This is a genomic window from Pseudomonas sp. BJP69 (assembly GCF_007633355.1).
Taxonomy (GTDB): Bacteria; Pseudomonadota; Gammaproteobacteria; order Pseudomonadales; family Pseudomonadaceae; genus Aquipseudomonas; species Aquipseudomonas juntendi.
On the sequence record NZ_CP041933.1, the window covers coordinates 2,835,671 to 2,856,639 of the forward strand.

Sequence of the window (20,969 nt, forward strand, 5' to 3'; positions counted from 1 at the left end):
AGCCCAGCAACTATGCGGGTTTGGAGATTTTTTCCTTTAACACCCGTGCCGTGTCAATTTATTGCTTTATTCTGGCGCGCAAAAGCGAGACATTCCCTTGTAGCGTCATAAATCAACAATGAGACATGACGTGAAAATGTTCACTTCTTTAGGAGACATTGCTGTAAAATGTCTCATCAATATGATCAGGCTGGTGGTTTGCCCAGCAAAAACGGCGCGTCAGCCGTGTCTCACGATTTAGCGACTGGCGCACCAAGAAACCCCGTTCGACGTAAAATCAGTCGTTTGCGATGGCATCCTCATACCGCTCCTCAGGCTGTCCTTTCATAAAACCCCGTTTCTTCATTTCCACTCTCAGATTGGCCTAGGCCTCTATGACCTCATGCCTCGACACCAGCAAAGCGCTGTGCGTCCAGAGCTTGCACCGCCGAAAACCCTCCACTTCTCTTAAAACTCATGTTGTGTACAAAGTTCTTCATCGCGTCTGATGGGTCAATCGCCTCAAGGTTCAGGCCGTCGACTGTGGCCCGAGAGAAGGCAACGCTGAGAATCGGTTGATCCTCCATGCTTTGGTTGAGAGCTTGCCGCTCTTGAGCAGGGACTTGATTTCGGACGGGATGACGTGTGAACCGTGGATGGCCAGCTTCGCTTCCAGAAATCCGCCCTCATGGACGACCATCTGGATAGATGAGCCTAGGTGGGAGATTTCCTCAAAAGATTCGAAAGCCTTTATAGCATCGAGCTTCGCTTGGCGGTCACCATCCAGGATACGCAGAGCAATATCGCGCTCCTCCGCCCAATCGTCGTGTGCAGTCTTCCACTCATCAAGCTCTGCCTGGAACAGTTTTTCATCTTCGGCCGCGGCGACGCCGATTCTCCCCAAAAGCGCTTCGCGCTGGCGATGCTCAAGCTTGAAAAGCTGTGTCCAAAAGTTAGGGCGATAGGTAGCAGATGCATGAAGTGCGGCTTGCTCGAGCACTCCGCTCTTCAAGGGTTGCCGGGGCTCTGGCGTTGAGAGGATCTTCTTCCATTGCACCGGCTCAGCGCATTCCTTGTGCATGGAAAGTAGGAGATCGATGTGATTTTCATAGACCTCTACCTCGTACGTTGCTTGCTCTAGAGCCTCCATCTTGTCGAACTCTTTTTGCCGCTTCTCGAGTTCACGCTGCCGACGATGAGCGTTGCGCTCAGCTCGTCTGGCTGATGCCTGCAGCGATATTACAGTCCCTTTCCAACCCATCACGATGCTGCATACCGAATGCGTGATGGCACATTAGCATATGCCGTCGAACAGTCGGCACTGCCCGGGCGTAAAAATTTGGAAATTTAAAGGGATCCAAAACACTTGCGAACACCAGCGGAGCGCATTATGTTGTGTCTTGCGGCAAGGAAAACCACCATATGATGTGTGCACACCTTTCTGCGCGGCTCGCGATTTACTGAAAACCTCTTGTATCTCACATTGCTGGATGAAGGAGATTCCGTATGACAGATCGTCGCCCTCTCAACCCCAACGTGAACGTTCCAAAGCCTGGCGGTGGTGAACAACCACGGTCTCGCAACAAGGACGGTCAAGTCCGCGATAAACGGAGCGATGCTGGCAAACCGCGCGGCAAATGACGGTTTACAGGTCAGCATACGATCTCGCTGCTGACCTGTTCTGCCGCTGCAAATTAGCCTTCGTGTGTACACAGGCGCGGCACAATTCGAAGCAACAGTGCTACACCCTGAATCGATAAGGGGCGCTGGTAATGCGCCCTATCGAGTATCACTCTGCGATCCGCTTTATCGCTTTTTCGATACGCTGACGGCCCGCGTGGGCAAGCTTACCGACCCCGGCTTCTTTGGCTACTGCGTAAACCAGCCCCTCTCCTACGTGACCATGCTTGGTCATTTCATCTACTAAGGCACCTAGTTCGGGCAAGCAGATTTCAGCGAGTGGGCGAATGGCATCGTCATCCCCCGGCCTACGAAAGACTATGTTCATATCCGAGTCGAGATGAGTCGGCCAGAAGAATGTTCCTGCCTGCTCCTCTTCGTGAGATCGGAATCGTGCCCGCGCTATTTGATCGACGCGATCACGAATGCGCGAGCCTGTTCTGACCCAGCCATGAGCACGCGCGATACGCCGTGCAAGCGCCATATCGAGCACAGGCCCCTCCTCTGCCACCACATGGGCAATCATCTGTTCCAAGGTAGCCGTGTAGCTCGCTTCGAAGAATTTGTCTGGATCAACAGCTTCAACAGCCTCGGAAGGGTCTGCTTCCTTGTAAACCAGGTGCTCTACTGGCACATAAGGCATCACGGTATCTTCTGCGGCTTGAGCCGCGGCAGCTCTGGCGTATTTCAACTCTGGCATTGCGCCAGACGGATCATTGGCTCCGGCAGCTGAAGTCGAAGCTACATCAGCAACCTGATCCACAACCTCAATGACTTCAGCCATAGCAGCATCGACTTTTAGGCGCTCAGCCTCATGGGCAGCATCGATGACCGCCTGCTTGGCCCTCGATTCGGCAAGCAGTTCGGTGAGACGTTGATGCACCTTTTCTGCGGTTCCCACGGCATCAACCCACCAGTCGGTCGACCAGATCCTGACGATCTCCCAGCCAAGTCCACGCAGCACAAACTCACGCAGCTTGTCGCGATCACGCGCAGTCGCACTGCGGTGATAGGTAGCCCCATCGCACTCGACACCGGCTAGGAAGCGCCCTGGAGCATCAGGGTGCACAACCCCCAGGTCTACTCGGAAGGAAGAGACACCAATCTGGGTATGGATCTGCCAACCCTTCTTGGCCAAGGCAGCAGCGACTGCCTCTTCAAATGGGCTATCGAATCCACCCACACTACCGAAATTGGCTTCAGCCAAGGCCTGCGGCCCACGTTCAGCAAACTCGAGGAAATGCTTCAGGTCACGCACCCCGGAGGCTTGCGTCCGAGCAAGGTCAATGTGCTCTGGGCGGAGGGTCGAGAACAGCACCAGTTCTTGGCGAGCACGCGTAATTGCAACGTTCAGTCGGCGCTCGCCACCCGGACGGTTCATCGGGCCGAAGTTCATAGACATCACACCGGCAGCGTCTTTCCCGTAGGTGGTCGAGAAATAGATGATGTCCCGCTCGTCGCCCTGGACACTTTCCAGGTTCTTCACGAACACAGGCTCGAGCTCAGACTCAGCGAAGTACGAGTCGAGCGACGGATCCCTCCGGCATGCCTCATCGAGCATGTCCATGATGAGCTTCTGCTGCTCACCGTTGAACGTGACCACTCCCACAGTACGACGGCTCTCACGGAAGGCCGGCGACTGAAGGCGAGCAACAAGGTCAGCAACTAAGGCTCTTGCTTCAATCAGGTTGGTACGTGAGCCGCCCTTGTCGTAAACACCAGCAACTGGACACAGCCTCACAGCCTTATCAGCCGTGAATGGCGAAGGGAACGTCACCAGCTTCGAGCCGTAGTAACGCTGGTTCGAGAACGCGATCAGGCTCTCGTGGCGACTACGGTAGTGCCAGTTCAGATTGCGCATCGGCAGGTTCGCGCTGATGCATTCATCCAGGATGCTTTCGAGATCCGCCTCAACATCTTCGTCATCGGCCGTGGACTCAGCCCGATCGAAAAACGAGGTCGGCGGGAGCTGTTTCGGGTCGCCCACCATCACAACCTGCTTCCCTCGCGCCATCGCACCAATCGCATCCCAGACGGGGATCTGGGAGGCCTCGTCGAAAATGACGAGGTCAAACGGGGTCGAAGCCGGCGGCAGGTACTGAGCGATCGAAAGCGGGCTCATCAGCAAGCACGGGGTGAGTTTCGTGAGCGCCTCTGGTGCCCGAGTCATCAACTCACGCAATGGAATATGCTTGGTTTTCTTGCCCATCTCATGACGCAGCAAGCCCCACTCAGAAGAGCGGCTCACGCTGTCTTGACTTGGCAGGTCAGCACACAGCCGAGCACGGAGCCAGTCCTTCGTCAGCTCGGTGAACTTGTCATCCAGCGTTCGGAAATCGCGAATACGCTGTTCATGCTCAACGCTGACAAATGTCCGAATCACTTCCTCGTTATCGACAGTGGTATTCAGCCACCAGCGAGCGTAATTCACCTCGAAGACGCGGCGGACTTTTCCGGTGGTGATCGCTCCGCTTTCCATAGCCTGGACAATTGGGGCGAGGCCAACGGCGAAGGCCTCATCGCGCACCTTCCTCCAGGCACACCATGCCTTGAGTCTCGCCTCAGAAGAAACTACGGTCTCGCAATTTTTCTTGAGGTCATTCAACGAAAGGTGTGAGGTCTCATCAGCACCGGCCTCGGTGAAGTGACCGATCGAAGACAGATGCGATGAACGCTCCTGCAACAACGCAAGCTTTTCACGCAGGCCAACGCCGGCGAGAGCTATCGCACCTTCAGGCTCTAGCAGAGCGTTGCCATCGCCCAAGAGCGTTTGAAGGGGAGCCTTGTAAGCTGCAATCTGCTCCGGGTTTAGCGCGAGCTTCGCAACAGCAGTTGCTACCTGCCCTTGGAACGCCACAGCCTGACGTGCAATCTCAAGCTTGGTCTTCAGGTCACTCCAGACCGGTACCAGCTCTCGCAGGTCAGCCAGGTCGGACAGATCACGTTCAACCGCTGCCCGCTGCTTCAACAGGTCGAAGTCACCTTTCAGCAACGCTCCACAGCGGCCCTCTTGCACTTCGGGGTGATCATCAACAAGGCGACCGCGCTCTTCGATATCCCGACGCTCAGCCTGGAAGCGCAGTGCTGCAGTCAGGAGGTCAATGTTGGTGCCCTTCCCGCACCAAAGCTGCTGAGTGCTCGAGCCAAGGTCGGACAAGGCAGCCATATCGCTATCAAGGCGAGTCAGCGTCCGAAGCCGCCGGAGCTCTTCCTTCAATGCATCTCCCAACTGACCTTGCTCGACCAACTGGAGTCCATCATCAATCCAGTCCAAGTCTGCTTGCTGGAGCCGAATGGCCTCTTGAAGCTTGATCGACGTCGAAAGTCGCTCTGCCACAGACTTTGAACCTTGCCAAACGGCAACGCACTCATGCCCGGGCTCAAGCTCATCAATAGCACGGCGCACGGCGCGGATTTCTGCCCAGGTGGCCAGATCTTTACCGTGATCAGCCTCGCCAGCAGTGGTTTGAGTCGGGGCTAGTAAACCCGAGACACGACGCTTTCCGAACCAGGATTTTGGCCAGAACGATTCATCAGCCTCCTTCCACTCACGCAGCAACAGATCGATGTCGAGCGATTCGATCGTATCGCCATAGGTCGCACTTAGCTGCTGCTTGAGCTCTACTATTTGGCCAAGCAGTGCCACCGCCTGAGCAAGCACATCAGTGACACTTTCCGGCCAGGCCGGGCTGAGCTCACCGAATATGGTGCGACGTTGCTGCAGCAGTTCAATACCCTGCTTCGCATCCGCCACAACGCGAGAAGGCCAGAGCGACGAAAGCTTAGCGTTGAGCTCTCGGTGTTGTTCAACCCACGCACAGCCGTCGCTCAGGCGTTGAGAAATGGAGCGGGCATCAGGCCGCAACGCAAAGCGCCAATCTTGTCCTGCTGCCGCGGGTAATGCCTGGGAAAGAACTGACAGCCCCTCCAGTACACTCGGGGTGTATTCCGAAGCTGGAAGCCCAGCTAATTCAACGAAGCGATCAGCCGCACGCTGCACATCCAGCACAGCAGGCAACACATCACGAGCCGCCTGCACGAACTGTTGTTGCCAATGAGGTGACCATTCCGCTTGGCCAACTGCGGACAACGCATTACCAGCAAGCTGGCTGTAGCCCACAGCCTGCGCGTTCACTTCGAGGCGATCGCCCAATTCACGAAGCTCAAGCATGGCATTCTGGTCATGCGTGTCAGGTGACGCCCAACCAACAGGAGCAACAGCTTCATCGCCACCCGAAGTGACGGTGCCAATCGCATCGTAAATGGTGTAACCGTTGCGATGGCGCCGGTGCAGTCGTTCGACGTAAATGTTCAGGCTGTCGCGCAGCGTTGCGAGACGCTGAGCCTCAACCTTCCATGCAGCGGAATCGACCTGCCCTTTGGCCTCCCAAGCGGACTGCAGCTGGGCCAGCACATCAGTTTTCCGAGCCTTGCTTGAGTGCAACTCGAGGCAGAACTCACCCAGGCCAATCTCACGCAGGCGACGGTACACGACATCCAGCGCGGCGATTTTTTCCGAGACGAACAGCACGCGACGCCCTTGGGCAATCGACTGGGCGATCATGTTGGAAATCGTCTGGCTCTTGCCGGTACCGGGCGGGCCAATGAGCACGAAGTCTTTGCCCTTGGCTGCTGCCATGACTGCCGACAGCTGCGAAGAGTCAGACGGTAATGGACAGAAGACATCGGTCGGGCCGTAATCACGATCCAGCGACTCTGCCTCTGGGAATGGTGTGTCCGAAACGAACGAATCGCGCGGGGTGTCCAAGAGGTGCTGAACCACTGGGCTCTGCCGCAGGTGCTCGGCGTTCTCGGCCAAGTCCTTCCACATGAGGTATTTGGCAAACGAGAACATCGACAGCACGACGTCTTCGCTCAACTCCCAACCTGGTATGTCCTTGATGGCATGGCCGACCTTGTTCCAGATGCCGGCGATATCAAGACCAGAATCGTCCCGAGGCAATTCGTGCTCCAGCGACCCCAAGCCCAACTCGAAATCCTGCCGAAGCATCTCGATAAGGGTTGGGTTGAAGCGAGGCTCATCATCGTGAAGCACCATGGTAAATCCGGAGCGAGCGCTCTTGCGCTCCAGCGTGACCGGAACCAAAACCAATGGCGCTTTGTACTTTTGTCCTGCCCTGTCCTCGCGTGTCCAACTCAGGAAGCCAATGGCCAGGAAGAGCGTATTTGAGCCGCCTTCCTGAAGGGCTGTGCGGGCACCTCGGTACAGTTCGGTGAGTCGAACATCCATCTCATTAGATGTCAGCGCAACGAACACCTCTCTGCGCTTAAGGGCATCCTCGGCATGCCGGCGACGAACATCCTCACGCTCACGTTGCTCATACAGAGCGCGCTCCCGCGGATCAGCACCATCCATAAGGTCTGGGCGGGTGAGCAGCTTCAGCGACTGACCACTGGCCAATACGTCCTCGAGGGCTCCTGGATCTGGGGACTCCAGCTTGAGCGCCCGCTTCCCCGTCTTGAAGTTCAAGAGGTTGTTTCGAAGCGAGAGATCAAGGAGTTTGCGCTGCCACCGGCCAAGCCGGTCTGCTGGGTCGAGCTTGGAAAGGTCTTCGACCATTACCTCGTGGATCTCATCAGGGATTCCAGCCCCGTCCTCGACCAGGAGCGTCGGAGAAGCCACCGGAACCTCCTCAGCAATCCGTGCGATCTGAGCCTCAGCACTTGCGAGCGGCTTGATCCGTTGCAGTCGAGCCCGGCGAATGTCGAGCAGCATTTCAAATTCGCTTTCCGGGTCTTCGGCAATCTGCTTCTCACCTCTCTCGACTGCGTAAGAGAAGGTTGGGACAGGATTCTGCGTACTGAGCGTCGTTTCAAATAGAACCAGTTCCCGCAGCTTCACCCGCTTGCGTACCGCCGTCACATCATCGACAAGGGCAGTAGTGAACTCCTCGGGCTTCATCCACAGTCCCGCGAAGGCGTGACCGCGGGTGAAAACGATGACCGGGTTGAGCCCGATCTGCTCCAGGGCAGCGCAGAACAGCAGGGTAAGATCCATGCAGGTAGCCAAGCCAGTATCGGCAATCTGGCTTGGACTCCGCACCTTTTGACCTGACTGTTCAAAACTTGCCGGCGGCAATGCGTAGTCCAGCTTCATCCTTGCAACGGCGCTCCAGACCGCAGACGCCAGCTGCCAAGCACGCTTGGCGCCCCCGTCATACCCGTCCAGTGACGATGACAGCTCACTTTGACGAAGCAATTCAGCCGTCTGCTTCAGCAGACGCTCGACAGCCGGATCATTTGGCTGAACGAAGGCGGCCGTCATGTCCGGAATATGCCGCAAACCACCCCACTGATTACGGGGCAGAAGGTCTACGACTTGCTCAAGACGGGCGACCTGCTTTCTGCCACTCTCGGCTTCTTTGTCATCGGCCTCGAGCACGAAAGAAAAAGTCGATAGCTCTGCTTCGGTCAGGCGGCTAAGTAACGGGCCGTCAAGCACCAAATCAAGCCCTGGAATGATTCGGAAGCTGTCTGCCGCAACCTCATCGATCCGCCAGACCTTGGCCTTGAACACTTCAGGTTCCGAGGTCAACGTCAGGGTCGCATTGACGAAGCGGTCTTCTGTCTCGTTCGAGATGCGAAGCTCGCGAATCACGGGAATGGCGTTCTGGAAGTCGGCAAGGTTTAGCTTCGCCACCAAGGTGGCCAGGATCTTCACTTCTTTAGGAGGGATTTGGTCTTGGTGCGTGAGGGGCTGAACGATGTCGTCCATGCGCAACCTTCCTTGTCGTTATGCCCAAGGGAGTGCCGGAATTGGCCGGCCAGAGGGCTCCTCTTGAGCTAATGGCGGGATGATAGCGCTTCCAGTAACAGTCGTAATGAGCCTTTGGTCGCGCCTAGACGATCGCTAACCATTGAAAGGTTTCAGCAATGAACAAAATGGCCCTACCAGTGTGCCGTAGCGCTTACCTGAAGCTGATATCTCGCCTTGCTCAAATCTGCCTCAGCCTGCCGAAGCTCGTTCTTGATACTTGTCCACATCAACACCAGCGTGGCGATCTTCTCGCGGGAGGCCGTCAGCTCTTCCCCCATCAGCGCCAGCTCGCTCTCGAGCAACAGGCACTGCTGCTCGAGCAGCTCCTCTCGGGAAAAAAGGCAAAGCGGTCGTCGGCGGCTTGTTCTGGGGTTGTCATAACGGTCGTCGCTGCTGAGGATACAAATGTTCTCCTGACGAGCTTAGCTGTATATACTGTATGCATCAACAGTGCATCGACGTGAGCGCGACCTCTGCGTCCCGGTTTCGAATCTGTAAATGCAGAAAATCGACTCGAGTGGATGCAGGTTGCCAGCTAAAGCGGAGGAGCCGTACATGTCCCTAAAGTCATCATTCGCCATTGTGCTTCGCGCGCTTCGCAGCAAGCGAAACATCTCGCAGCGTGATTTCGGTGATACTAGCCGCACGTTCCTTTCCAAGCTGGAGGGTGCTCGAGCAAGCATCACGTTGGACAAGCTCGAGCAGGTGAGTCAACGCCTGGAGTTGAGCCCATTGACCATATTGACCCTCACCATAAGCGAGCAGACTGGTAGGCCTCCAGTGGATCTCATTAACAGCCTGCGCTGCGAAATCGAGCACCTGCAAGGTGATGGAGGTGTAACTGGGCTGGACGTTCCTTTCGATGGCCACTCAAGTTCTAGACTTCAGCCTTCCCTCGCTGCGAGGGCGAAGCAAAATGAGATCCGCTCCCCTGCCCTATAGCTGCGCGACAGTTCGTCTTTGCGGTGGATTACTCGGATGATTCAGGGCAGACAATCAGAGCAATCAGCTCCGGAACCAACGCGCGCGCATCCTGCTCGTACCCTTCACTCCACCGGTGCGACCAATCTAGAGGGAATCCTTCCTCTTCCCACTCGGCCAAGGCAAGTGCATTGAGGATCTCCATCTCAAACCAGAGGGCCTGCTGTAGTGGTCTACTAACCCCGGACACCCATTTAGGCGAGAATGCTCGCCACAGAGAGGTGTCCGATGACCAAGCAACGCCGTACCTTTACCCCTGAGTTCAAGCGCGAAGCTGCCTGCCTGGTGCTCGATCAAGGCTACAGCCATGCCGAAGCGGCCCGTTCGCTCGGCTTGGTCGAGTCGGCACTGCGCCAATGGGTTAATCAGCTTCAGCAGGAGCGCGGCGGCGTTACGCCGGCCAGCAAAGCGTTGACGCCAGAGCAGCAAAAAATCCAAGAGTTGGAAGCCCGGATCACGCGCCTTGAACGCGAGAAATCGATACTAAAAAAGGCTACCGCGCTCTTGATGTCGGAAGATCTCGAGCGTACGCGCTGATCCGCCAGCTCAGCGATCATGAGCCCGTTGATTGTTTGTGCGAAGTGTTTGAAGTCACTCGCTCAAGTTACTACGCACATCGTCACAGAAGGCGAACTCCGGACGTTGAACGACTGCGGTTGCGCAGTCGAGTGAATGAGTTGTTCACGCGAGGTCGAGGTGCGCCCGGCAGCCGTACCATCATGGCAATGATGCAAGAAGAAGGTGAGCAAATCGGGCGGTTCAAGGTACGCAGCCTGATGCGTGAGCTGGCGTTGATCAGCAAGCAGCCAGGATCACATGCGTACAAAAAGGCCACAGTGGAGCGGCCAGATATTCCGAATACCTTGAACCGAGCGTTTGATGTCGAAGCGCCAAATCAGGTCTGGTGTGGAGACATAACTTACGTCTGGGCTCAAGGCAAATGGCACTATCTCGCAGTTGTACTGGATCTCTACGCACGCAGAGTGGTGGGCTGGGCCTTATCAGAGAAGCCGGATGCAGACTTAGTCGTCAAAGCGCTGGACGTAGCTTACGAACAGCGTGGAAAGCCTCAAGGACTACTGTTCCACTCCGACCAGGGATCGCAATATGGCAGCCGTCAGTTCCGCCAGAGACTGTGGCGCTACCGCATGCGCCAGAGCATGAGCCGCCGAGGCAACTGTTGGGATAATGCACCGATGGAGCGAGTCTTCCGCAGCTTGAAATCAGAGTGGATACCGACCACGGGCTACCTGACCGGGCAGCAAGCTCAACGAGACATTGGCCAATACCTAATGGGCCACTACAACTGGATCCGGCCTCATCAGTTCAACGATGGACTAGCTCCAGCGAAAGCAGAAGAAAAACTCAAAACCGTGTCCGGGATGAGTTGACCACTACACTGATGGCGGAGGTTGAGCGAAACAGAGCCGGAGCGGCAGCAGAGATACTGCCTGCGTTACAGACTGCTAAGTAGACGTAGAGCTGGGTGAGATCGAAGTGGTACATGCAAGTTCCGGATAAACAGGAAGATGAACACTGATTTTCCCGCTTTTTAGGATGATGTTCAAAGGCTAAGTTACTAGTACATCACTGACGAGGATTACTGAAATGCCTGGTATCACCCTAACCCTACCTGGTGCGCCTGATGCTGCCTTAGCGTCCCGACTCAGCCACGAGTTGACTGAACTGACTGCACGCGTTCTGGACAAGCAGCCATCACAAACGATGGTGATCGTTGGGTTCGTTGATCCTAGTTTTTGGTTTATCGACAGTAAATCGCTTGAGAGCTTGGGGCGAAATAGCTTTCGCCTGGAGATCACGATTACCGACGAGACGACCACAGTGGCGCAAAAACGGCGCTATCAGCGTGAGTCGTATGATTTGCTCTCAGAGCGCATTGGGAATGTGCACCCTCATTCGAACGTCCACATCATAGACGTGCGTGCTACGGCCTATGGCTATGGCGGCGTGCCGCAAGCGGAGAAACTATGGGGATGAAAAAAGATAATCCTCCGCCCAGCTTACCTTGCGTAAGCTAGGCCGGCACCCACTGATGCGGCAGCAATCGCCCGATCTCACTCGCCCGCTGTGATGGCAGGCGCGTGAGAACACCCTTCAGATACGCATACGGATTACGGCGTTACCAAACACCTATTTGATAGCTCGCAACGTTGCTGAAAGTGGTATGCGGACGGTTGCGAATGGCCGCTATGGGTCAATAGCAGCTATCCAGGGCAAGCCATATAACCTGTGGATCCAGCCACTTCAACAGGAATTAAATCAGATCGGCCGGTATTCAACCGTCAGATGGTTGATTTCGTGAACCGGTTTTAGCCGTTCGCGAATGGTGTCAGCGTTCGCAGTTGCATCCCCAAGGACGCTTACGATAGCTGCATGGGCTTGTGGTCCAACTCGCCAGACATGCAAGTCCGTGATAGTGACATCCCCCTGTCTCTCAACCAGCTCGCGGATCTCCAAGGCGACGTGTTCATCTGTCTTATCCAGCAGTACTGCTGCGGAGGCCCCCATCAAGGTCCATGCCCAGCGCGCAATAACAATGGCGCCGACAATCCCCATGACCGGGTCCAGCCACACCCATCCGAGATACTGGCCGGCAAGCAATGCAGCAATAGCCAGAACGGAAGTCAGCGCGTCGGCAATGACGTGGACGTAGGCCGATTTCAGGTTGTTGTCGTTACCGTGGTGGGCGTAGGCATGGCTGTGATCGTGATCGTGATCGTGATCGTGATCGTGCCCATGACTATGCCCGTGACCTAGCAGCAGGGCACTGACAATGTTGACGATCAAACCGGCAATCGCGATGAGCGTCGCGGGGCCGAACTGAACTTCTGTTGGCTGCGTGAGGCGCATGACAGACTCAACGCCCATTCCCACTGAGACCATTCCGAGAATCAGCGCCGAGGCGAATCCGCCCAAATCTCCAACCTTACCGGTACCGAAACTGTAGCGCTGGCTGGATGCGTGGCGTTTTGCGTATACATAAGCTGCCGCTGTGATGCCCAATGCGCCGGCATGAGTTGCCATGTGAAAGCCATCAGCCAGTAACGCCATCGAGCCCGTGATATAGCCAGCAGTGATCTCACCAACCATCATCACAACGGTCAGCGCCACAACCCAGAGCGTACGTTTGGCATTTTCGTCATGTGCCGAGCCAAGGAACACATGATCGTGAGCGTAATTTATGTTCGTGCTAGACATTAGCTTGATCCTGGATGCGTTCACTTGGAGTAACGGCGAATCGCTTCAAGAAGCTCCTGAACGCCTTTGTTACGCTCTTCTTCGCTGAGAGCAGGATTCGCGACATGCTCCCGCGCGTGGTCTTCGATGATTTCATCCATCAAGCCATTGATAGCTCCACGAGTAGCGGCGACAAGGTGCAGTGTTTTCGCGCAATCGAGGTCCGACTCCAATGCCCGCTCAACGGCTTGGATTTGTCCGGCGATACGTTTCACACGTTTGAGCAGATCGTCTTTGTTCGCTGCAATGTGACTCATGGGATACCCCCCCTACCTATACGCCCTGCATGATAGATATACCCCCTATACGTATGCAAGGGTTAGCGGTTGGAAGGCTTACCTACACGTCCTTGGGGGTGTAGTGACTTCATTTTCGAGGGTAAATCGAGGGGTTTGAAGAGCCCTTCTCGCCGATGACTACCCCCTTGCGACAGTCATTCGCGACTGGCTACTACCGACACAAAGCTGCCCCCCACCAAAAGCGGATGGCTATGGCACGATCAGGTTCCTCCCGCAGTAGTTATAGAACTCGGTAGCGCGGCTTCAGAACACAAAGCTATGCACTAGCTCGCTCTCCATCCACTCCAAAAACCTTCTCACGCGAGGGAAGTTCGAGCAACGCGCGCTGCGCCATTCGGCCATGCGCTGGCTGCGCTTGCGAATCAGCGTTCGGATATCGTCGGTCTGTCTGCCGACTTGTCGAAGTACACCGACCTTCATATTTTCGCCAAGGCCCACCCAGATCGCTTCTATCAGATGGGTATGGCTGAACAGTTGCTCATGAGCGCTGCTGCAGGTATGGCGCGTGAAGGCTGCGTACCATTCGCAACGACTTACGCTGTTTTCGCTTCACGGCGGGCGTATGACTTCATCTGCATGGCGATCGCCGAAGAAAACCTCAACGTGAAAATCGTCTGCGGGTTGCCAGGCCTGACCACCGGTTATGGGCCAAGCCACCAGGCGACCGACGACCTGGCGATCTTCCGCGCCATGCCGAACCTGATGATTGTCGATCCCTGCGATGCCCTGGAAATCGAACAAGCAGTGCCTGCCATTGCCGAACACCAGGGACCGGTGTACATGCGCCTGCTGCGTGGCAACGTGCCGCTGGTGCTGGACGAGTACGGCTACAAGTTCGAGATTGGCAAGGCCAAGACGCTGCGTACGGGCAGAAACGTGCTGATTATCTCAACCGGTTTGATGACCATGCGCTCGCTGGAAGCGGCAGCACAGTTGCAAAAGGACGGCGTTGACGTGGCCGTGCTGCACGTACCGACGATCAAGCCCTTGGATGAACACACCATTCTCAGCGAGGCCCGCAAATCCGGGCGTTTGGTGGTGACCGCCGAGAACCACTCGATCATCGGCGGTCTTGGCGAAGCGGTCGCAGGTTTGCTGCTGCGCAACGGAGTGACACCCACCTTCCGTCAAATTGCCCTGCCGGATGCTTTCCTGGATGCCGGCGCGTTGCCAACGTTGCATGATCGATACGGTATCTCTACAGAGGCGGTTTGCGCCCAGATTAAACGCTGGATGTGACGACACAAGGGAGGGCAACCCAGCCCTCCTGTTTTTTTCCATCTAAAACGTGCCATCCAGTAAGTTGCCCGGATCAGTTCGTTTGTCTTGCTGACTAAGTTGATTGCCCCGCCCAGCGATAACGCCGAACGATTGAAGGCTTAAGCGCCGTAACGCATTTCGGCGTGAGCGACACCGCCCATGTCCAGCGCGGCTTCCTGCACCACCAACCCCCTCGGTCAGAGCGACTGCTCATACATATAGCCGAATGGAAGTTCGTCATAACGCCTACTGTTCGCTAGACAACAGCGCATCAACAAAAAGTAGGATCATCGTATTAAAAAAATACCCGAGTTGGGCAGGCGGCTGCGCATTTACGCAGTTGCGTTAGTTGGTATGTCTCTTGCTTGTGATTATCACGTAGTTCGTCGACAGCGTTTCATCACGCTATTGCTCTACGAAAAAATCATCACGGAACAGCTGTTCCCGTTTCATTCAATAGCCAGGAGTAAATCAATGGCCAATACCCAAACAGCGAGCGCACTGGATGTGCTCTGGCGCCAGGCGCCGGGGGGCGATTTGCTCGAGCTGGGTCGGGTCTATCGCGGCCCTTTGGCACTGTCGAGGCTGCACACCACACCCCGGCGCATTCTGAGCCGACGGGAAGCGGCGCTGCTGGGGGCTTTCGCTCTGGTGCTGCACGGCGCGGTGATTTACTGAGTCAACAGTTCATCCACACCGCCGCTTGCGCTGGTGCCGCCGGAAATTCCGCCCATGACTATCGAGTTCGCCCAGCCGGCGCCACCTGTTGTGGAGCCTGCGCCCCCACCGCCCGAGCCCATTGCTCAGCCTGTGGTCGAGCCGCCACCGCCAGTGGAGGATGAGCTGGCGATCAAGCCGCCGCCCAAGCCGGCCCCCAAGCCCAAGCCTTTGGTCAAACCCGTGCCCAAGCCAGTGGCCAAGCCGCTTCCTCAACCCGTTTTGTATTTTTTTATTACTTCATGGAAATGTAACTATTCAGGCACAGTCCGCTATACAAGGACATGGCCTGCGCCCGTCCCGACTTTTTATTCATAGCTATGCATTGACAGGAATGACCATGCACCTGCTGACGCTCCCCCCTTCTCCATCTCTGGCAACCTCGATTCGCGCCACCGCGCAGGTTTTTGAAGACCCTAAATCCAAAGCCCTGCTCAAGCACCTGCAACAGGTCGCGCCCAGCGAAGCCAGTGTTCTGATCATCGGCGAAACCGGAACCGGCAAGGAGCTGGTAGCGCGCCATATCCACAACTTGAGCGCACGCAAGGGGCAGCCCTTCGTGGCCGTCAACTGCGGTGCCTTTTCCGAATCACTGGTCGAGGCTGAACTGTTCGGTCATGAAAAAGGCGCCTTCACCGGCGCGCTCAGCTCCAAGGCCGGCTGGTTCGAAGAGGCCAACGGCGGTACGTTGTTTCTCGATGAGATCGGCGACTTGCCGATGTCGATCCAGGTCAAGCTGCTGCGCGTGCTACAGGAGCGCGAGGTGGTGCGCCTTGGCTCGCGCAAGAGCATCCCGATCAACGTGCGGGTGCTGGCCGCCACCAACGTGCAACTGGAAAAGGCCATCAACGCCGGGCATTTTCGCGAAGATCTCTTCTACCGGCTCAACGTGGTCAACCTGGAGCTGAGCCCGTTGCGCGAGCGGCCAGGTGACATCATCCCGCTGGTGCGACACTTTATCGACAGCTACAGCCGTCGCCTGAACTACGGCAATATCATGCTCAGCGCCGACGCCGAGCGCGAGCTGATCCAGTACAGCTGGCCAGGCAATATCCGGGAACTGGAGAACGTCATCCATCACACCTTGCTGATATGCAAGGATAGTGTGATCCACAGCGATGACCTGCGCCTGTCCAACCTGCGCATTGACCGGCACGCAGAACCGCATGGTACTGATCAGTCCGCACTGGGGTTGCTGGAGTACGCCATGCAGCAATTGTTCGAAGAACAGGTGGGAAACCTGCACGAGCAGGTCCAGCGCACACTGTTGGGCGCAGCGTACCGTTTCTGCCATCACAACCAGGTACACACCGCCGAGCTGTTGGGCCTGAGCCGTAATGTCACCCGCACGCTGCTAATTAACCTGGGTGAGCTGAAGGTCAACAAGCGTCGCCCTGCCCAAGCGCAAGCCGGTGAGCGCGTGCTGCACCTGTCGATCTAAGCACCACGCGAGCACCAGCAGCGGTGCTCGCAGAGCCTGTACTCAAACCGCCTCGCCAAGTATCGATGCGCTGAGTGCACCACAGGTACAGCGCCAGCAGCAGTCAGCCGAGCTTGAACAACACGCCGCAGCCAGTCTGGAACCAGCGTTTTTTTCCATGTAGCCCAGCGAGCGATAGGCGGCCGGCGGCCGGGCAGCGTCTGGGTTGGCAGCAAGACCATCTACACCTTCGATGACGACTGGCCAACAAGCGGACTGTAGCGGCGCCTACGTGGCGGTGGAAATGCGCTATTGAACAGGTTCACCCTGAACAGCGAACAGTGCCCACGGACTGATGCCTGTCAGTTAAGCGTTACTGGGGCTGCTTTGCAGCCCTTCGCGGGCACGCCCGCTCCTACAGGTTTGGCGCTGAAATCCAGAAATGCGCGATCCCCTGTGGGAGCGGGCGCGCCCGCGAAGGGGCGCAAAGCGGCCCCAAATTATTTGACTGACTGGCGTTAGCCCACGGGCCCCGTTTTTGATGTTGTTTATGCGGGAAAGCGGAAGGAGGATCCGTAGGCCGACGCTGGCAGGCGGTCAGATCTGTCAGCCCTCAATCTGGAACGCAAGCTTCCGCTCTGAGCACCGGTTCGGTAAAGACCTCTCTTTTGCAGCGCCGGCACCACCAGCTCCACGAAATCTTCTAATGTGCCAGGGCTCGTCAACGGGTTGAGCATGTAGCCACTCGTACCCGATATCCGGGCATGCGCCTCGATTCTGTCTGCCACCTGCTCCGCAGTACCTACCAGGATCAGATCGGTGCCCCGTGTCACGTTTGCAAAGCGCTTTCTGACATCTCCGGCGGTTAAAGGCTTGCCGCTTGCGTCGGGTCGCATCATGTAGGAAGTAAGGCCCTCGGTATGAGTCGACAACGCATCGCTGTCCGCATAGCGGCTCAGGTCGATGCCTGTGTCACCGGCATAGCTGACCAGTTGTGCTTCCAGGTGATAATTGCGCTGAAGCTCTTCGTACTTGCGCTGGGCTGCGATCTCGGTTTTTGCCGTCACGATGCGCAGCACTGTCAGCGACTTTACGTCATCGCGAGCACGGCCACGTGCCTCAGCCATCGTCCAGATCTCTTCCAGCCCTTGACGGATTTCGTGCGGGTTCGACTTGGCTATGAAGATCAGTTCGGCATGCTTGGCCGCAAACTCCCGCCCTCTCCCAGACCAACCCGCCTGAACCAGCAGTGGCGTTCGCTGTGGAGACGGGGCGCACAGATGAGGTCCCGCCACTTGGTAGCGCGGCCCTACATGGTCGATGGGCCTGACCCGCCCAGCTTGGGCATACACCTGACGCGCTTTGTCGGCGACCACTGCATCGTCGGCCCAACTCCCTTCCCAAAGCTTGTAGGCCACGTCCATGAACTCCTCGGCACGTTCGTAACGATCGCCATGCTTGATCATTTCTTCCAAGCCGAAGTTACGTGCGGCGCTGGGCAAGTAGGACGTCACGATATTCCATCCAATCCTGCCGTTGGTCATGTGATCGAGGGTACTGAAACGCCGGGCATGGGCAAATGGGTGCTCGTAAGTCGTGGACACGGTAGCGCCAAACGCCAGGTGCTGCGTGATTGCTGCCAAGCCCGGGATGATCATCAGCGGGTCGTTTGCAGGAGCTTCGATAGCCCACTTGACGGCTGCTCCTGCATGACCTGCGAAAACATCATAGAAACCCAGAACATCCGCGAAGAACAGCATGTCAAGGTTGGCCTGGTCAGCGATGCGTGCCTGGTTGGCCCAGAATTCGAAGGTGTTGGCTGCCAAGCGTTCATCTGCCGGGTGCGTCCACAAGCTCGGCGCCCCACCGCAACCGACACTCGCTTGTTCGTAGAGCGCAAACATAAGGGGTATGGGTTCAGACATCACTGTTCCTGTCATCATTGGTTTACCGATCAACCTCTCGCTGATCCTGAAAGCCTTCATGGCGGTAACGCCTGAGTCGGTGCCGAACAATCTCCAGCCCGTTGGCCTGAAGGCATGACGTGAATGGGAGTGGCCAGCATCTGAGCAGGCAATCAAATCCTGCGGCGAGCGTGATCATCCGCTTGCAACGAAGTGGAAGATTCGGTTACTCAGATCGCCCGAGACATTCAGATTGAGCAGCTGCTTGAACCGTGCTTTTCCAGATATCGCTGGTGATCCTCGTGCGCGAGCTCAAAGTTACCCAATGGAAGGATGACGGTGACCACCGGCTTGTCGAAGTAGCCCCAGGCTTCCAGGCGCTGTTTGGCCGCCAGTGCCAACGTTGCTTGGCGCGCAGAGTGATAAAACACCGCAGAGCGGTATTTGACCCCGACATGCGTACCTTGGCGGTCGCTGGACGTCGGGTCGTGCAATTTCCAGAAATGCTCGATCATCTGATCAAAGGAGACGATCTTAGGATTGAAGTCTATCTGTACAACTTCTATAGCCTCAGGCTCTGCCGCGGTTGCTTGCGCATAACCCACCCGGCTATCCAGCACGCCTGGCAACGCCCTGAAGGCTGCTTCGGCACCCCAAAAGCACCCGCTTGCGAAGGTTGCCTGCTCGATTTCGAACGTTTCATCTCCATCTGTCATGCTTCAATCTCTTCGCTGCTGGGTATCAAGTGCAGGTGCAGGTGCTCGATATGTTCAGGGCCAATGCCGCAGCAACCGCCAATGATGGTGGCGCCCGCGGCAATCCAAGATCTGGCCCATTCCAGATAGGGCGCCGGGCCCAGATCGCCACGCACCTCCAGTAAGGTGTTGTTGGCCTCAGCCTCAGCGCTGACAGGTGGGAACGCGTTAGCGTAAACCCCTAGTTCAATGCGCTGGTCAAGCTGCACAATGACGTTTCGAGCCTCAGCCAGCGCGTGCGCCATGACTTCCGGCTGGCTGCAATTGAACAGCACCGCTCTAGCACCTACCTCGACAGCCACCTTGACCGCCTCAATGACCGGCTCCTGAGAACGCAACCTTGGCGGTGCTCCAGCCTCATCGACGAGCGTGAACGACACCCATAGAGGCCCGGGCTCTGCAACAAGCGCTTCAGCCACTGCACGAACCTCAGCGATCGAGCTTTGGGTTTCAGCAAGCCAGACATCGACGTGTGCCTTCAAGCCGGCGATAAGCTCCCTGTGGATGCCGACTGAACGATGATGATCGAAGAGGTCGGGCCGATAGGAACCCAGCGCAGGTGGTAACGAGCCCGCAACGGTCACATGTTCACGACTGCTCGAAGCGGCCTGTCGAGCCAGCTGCCCGGCACTGGCGGCCAGCGATCGTCCTTCTCGCTCAAAGCGCTCATCACCGATATGAAACGGCACCACCGCGTAGCTGTTTGTGGTAATGATCCGAGCACCGGCCTCAATGAATGCCGTATGTGCCTTCAGCACGAAACCGGGCGCTTCGATCAGGGCTAGCGCAGACCATTCAGGCTGACGGAATGGCGCCCCGATACGCTTCAACTCTCTACCCATGCCGCCGTCAAGCAAGCGCAAAATCGGTGTGCTCATTGCGCTTTACTCACCACCGGGGTTGCCGCTGCCAACCATTGATCAACCGTGGCGCCATTGGCTTCGATCCAAGCCCTGGCGGCCTCGTCAGCCGGTATTTTTTCCCTTTCTATTTTCAGTATCAGCTCATTGAGCTGCGCAGGCTCAATAGCGACATTGCGCAAAAACTCAGCGATTTTCGGCGCACGCCTCTGTAAAGCTGAAGACGCTAGGATATGGACCTTGGCATTAGGGAACGCGCAGGTTATCTGGCTCTTGTTCAACCAATCCGGGTCCACCGTTGGGCTTACGAACTTCCAGCAGCCGTCGGCCTTGTACAGCGGGTCATCCTTTTTGTTGTCCTGAGCGTAGCCATCAAATGCCGGCTCTTCGAGACGGCGCAGATCAAAGGCCGAGAAAATCCAGTCCGGGGTATAGGCATAAAAGACCACCCCACGTTGCGCTTTATAGGCAGCGGCCAGTTTTGCGTAGGTCACCGAAGCTTCGGTCGACACAGACTCGAACTTGTCGGCAAACCCATAATCCTTGGCTTTGATCTGCCCAATGTAGGTCGACTCCCAACCTGCCGGCCCTACGAGCAATTGCGCCTTGCCGCCGCCCAAGGGCTCGAAAAGCTTCGCCACTTCTGGCTTTTTGAGATCGTAAATGGATGTGATCCCGTATTTGTCCTGCAGATACCCAGGGATGTAAAACCCTTGTTCGCCAGCATAGGGATGTGTGTTCGGTACCAGTGAGCGGGTCCCACCTGTGACGTACTTGGCCCACGCCGCAGACTGATTGGGCAGCCAGATGTCGGTCAGCACATCGACGGTGCCGTCACCTTTCGCTGCCGCGCTGAAGAGTACCGGAACATCACCCGCCAGATACGACACATCGCCATCCAGCCGGTTTTGAATAAGCTCCCCGAGAATATGTTGAATGGCGATGGCACCTGTCCAGTTCTGCTCGCCGATGACGATTTTTTCTTTGGCAAGTACCGATGTCGGAAGGATCAGGGCGGCCAACACTGCCACGCGCCCTAGCTTACGCAAGAGGTGTGTCTTCACATTAAGTCTCACTG

12 protein-coding genes and 3 pseudogenes are annotated in these 20,969 nt (G+C 56.7%); 6 read left to right on the top strand and 9 right to left on the bottom strand.

The window, feature by feature from the left end; all coding sequences use genetic code 11:
- Positions 1-508: 508 nt before the first annotated feature.
- Together FPB55_RS13130 and FPB55_RS13135 are read right to left on the bottom strand one after the other, a co-directional pair.
- Positions 509-1,240 carry a hypothetical protein gene (locus FPB55_RS13130; protein ID WP_238706585.1) on the bottom strand — a complete coding sequence of 244 codons (732 nt, stop codon included), beginning with the start codon at positions 1,238-1,240 and terminating at the stop codon, positions 509-511.
- Positions 1,241-1,768: 528 nt separating this feature from the next.
- Positions 1,769-8,395 (bottom strand): DUF3320 domain-containing protein, encoded by a 6,627-nt coding sequence (locus tag FPB55_RS13135; RefSeq protein WP_144188372.1) that lies wholly within the window; start codon positions 8,393-8,395, stop codon positions 1,769-1,771.
- 1,251 nt (positions 8,396-9,646) lie between these two features.
- On the opposite strand from FPB55_RS13135, the gene FPB55_RS13150 reads away from it, so the two are divergent.
- Both FPB55_RS13150 and FPB55_RS13155 read left to right on the top strand, forming a co-directional pair.
- A protein-coding gene (locus FPB55_RS13150) for an IS3 family transposase (RefSeq protein ID WP_144188374.1) occupies positions 9,647-10,809 on the top strand; the annotation gives its coding sequence in 2 pieces (ribosomal slippage) (positions 9,647-9,902 and positions 9,902-10,809; 1,164 coding nt in all).
- A 217-nt stretch (positions 10,810-11,026) separates the two neighbouring features.
- Complete coding sequence (locus tag FPB55_RS13155) at positions 11,027-11,416, top strand: tautomerase family protein (protein WP_144188376.1); 390 nt, start codon at positions 11,027-11,029, stop codon at positions 11,414-11,416.
- 37 nt (positions 11,417-11,453) lie between these two features.
- Here the strand turns inward: FPB55_RS13155 and FPB55_RS26685 are convergent.
- The 3 genes and pseudogenes from FPB55_RS26685 to FPB55_RS13170 form a co-directional block, all read right to left on the bottom strand.
- A pseudogene (locus FPB55_RS26685) lies at positions 11,454-11,540 on the bottom strand (hypothetical protein); the annotation flags it as partial.
- Positions 11,541-11,698: 158 nt separating this feature from the next.
- The gene (gene dmeF, locus FPB55_RS13165) at positions 11,699-12,637 is read right to left on the bottom strand and encodes a CDF family Co(II)/Ni(II) efflux transporter DmeF (protein ID WP_144188378.1); all 939 of its coding nucleotides are present in this window, start codon (positions 12,635-12,637) and stop codon (positions 11,699-11,701) included.
- 20 nt (positions 12,638-12,657) lie between these two features.
- Positions 12,658-12,933 carry a metal/formaldehyde-sensitive transcriptional repressor gene (locus FPB55_RS13170; protein WP_144188380.1) on the bottom strand — a complete coding sequence of 92 codons (276 nt, stop codon included), beginning with the start codon at positions 12,931-12,933 and terminating at the stop codon, positions 12,658-12,660.
- Positions 12,934-13,287: 354 nt separating this feature from the next.
- On the opposite strand from FPB55_RS13170, the pseudogene FPB55_RS13175 reads away from it, so the two are divergent.
- From FPB55_RS13175 to FPB55_RS13185, 3 genes and pseudogenes are all read left to right on the top strand, one after another.
- A pseudogene (locus FPB55_RS13175) lies at positions 13,288-14,214 on the top strand (transketolase family protein); the annotation flags it as partial.
- Positions 14,215-14,709: 495 nt separating this feature from the next.
- Positions 14,710-15,171, top strand: a pseudogene (locus tag FPB55_RS13180) (energy transducer TonB); the annotation flags it as partial.
- A 121-nt stretch (positions 15,172-15,292) separates the two neighbouring features.
- A complete protein-coding gene (locus tag FPB55_RS13185; protein ID WP_125855274.1) occupies positions 15,293-16,393 on the top strand; it encodes a sigma-54 dependent transcriptional regulator in 1,101 nt (366 codons plus the stop codon).
- 527 nt (positions 16,394-16,920) lie between these two features.
- Here FPB55_RS13185 and FPB55_RS13195 read toward each other — a convergent pair.
- Positions 16,921-18,297, bottom strand: a complete 1,377-nt coding sequence (locus FPB55_RS13195) for an LLM class flavin-dependent oxidoreductase (RefSeq protein ID WP_125855281.1) — start codon at positions 18,295-18,297, stop codon at positions 16,921-16,923.
- On the opposite strand from FPB55_RS13195, the gene FPB55_RS26830 reads away from it, so the two are divergent.
- Positions 18,284-18,415: a hypothetical protein gene (locus FPB55_RS26830; protein ID WP_258869091.1), complete on the top strand. Its 132-nt coding sequence runs from the start codon at positions 18,284-18,286 to the stop codon at positions 18,413-18,415. The two genes, FPB55_RS13195 and FPB55_RS26830, sit on opposite strands and share 14 nt — an antisense overlap.
- A gap of 109 nt (positions 18,416-18,524) precedes the next feature.
- Here FPB55_RS26830 and msrA read toward each other — a convergent pair whose 3' ends face one another.
- Genes msrA through FPB55_RS13210 form a run of 3 tightly spaced genes read right to left on the bottom strand, consistent with a single transcriptional unit; the run spans position 18,525 to position 20,922 of the window.
- Positions 18,525-18,992, bottom strand: a complete 468-nt coding sequence (gene msrA / locus FPB55_RS13200; RefSeq protein ID WP_144188382.1) for a peptide-methionine (S)-S-oxide reductase MsrA — start codon at positions 18,990-18,992, stop codon at positions 18,525-18,527.
- Entirely contained in the window at positions 18,989-19,909 is a 921-nt protein-coding gene (locus tag FPB55_RS13205) for a homocysteine S-methyltransferase family protein (RefSeq protein ID WP_144188383.1), read from the bottom strand. Before FPB55_RS13205 ends, msrA begins: the two co-directional genes overlap by 4 nt.
- Entirely contained in the window at positions 19,906-20,922 is a 1,017-nt protein-coding gene (locus tag FPB55_RS13210) for a glycine betaine ABC transporter substrate-binding protein (RefSeq protein WP_305955434.1), read from the bottom strand. The genes FPB55_RS13205 and FPB55_RS13210 overlap by 4 nt, the downstream gene beginning before the upstream one ends.
- Between the last annotated feature and the right edge of the window lie 47 nt (positions 20,923-20,969).

Excerpts from the sequence above, each read along its gene's own strand:
- dmeF (WP_144188378.1), bottom strand. The coding sequence starts at position 12,637 with ATGTCTAGCACGAACATAAATTACGCTCACGATCATGTGTTCCTTGGC.
- FPB55_RS13135 (WP_144188372.1), bottom strand. The coding sequence starts at position 8,395 with ATGGACGACATCGTTCAGCCCCTCACGCACCAAGACCAAATCCCTCCT.
- FPB55_RS13205 (WP_144188383.1), bottom strand. The coding sequence starts at position 19,909 with ATGAGCACACCGATTTTGCGCTTGCTTGACGGCGGCATGGGTAGAGAG.
- FPB55_RS13130 (WP_238706585.1), bottom strand. The coding sequence starts at position 1,240 with ATGGGTTGGAAAGGGACTGTAATATCGCTGCAGGCATCAGCCAGACGA.
- FPB55_RS13170 (WP_144188380.1), bottom strand. The coding sequence starts at position 12,933 with ATGAGTCACATTGCAGCGAACAAAGACGATCTGCTCAAACGTGTGAAA.
- msrA (WP_144188382.1), bottom strand. The coding sequence starts at position 18,992 with ATGACAGATGGAGATGAAACGTTCGAAATCGAGCAGGCAACCTTCGCA.
- FPB55_RS13185 (WP_125855274.1), top strand. The coding sequence starts at position 15,293 with ATGCACCTGCTGACGCTCCCCCCTTCTCCATCTCTGGCAACCTCGATT.
- FPB55_RS26830 (WP_258869091.1), top strand. The coding sequence starts at position 18,284 with ATGGGTTCAGACATCACTGTTCCTGTCATCATTGGTTTACCGATCAAC.
- FPB55_RS13195 (WP_125855281.1), bottom strand. The coding sequence starts at position 18,297 with ATGTCTGAACCCATACCCCTTATGTTTGCGCTCTACGAACAAGCGAGT.
- FPB55_RS13155 (WP_144188376.1), top strand. The coding sequence starts at position 11,027 with ATGCCTGGTATCACCCTAACCCTACCTGGTGCGCCTGATGCTGCCTTA.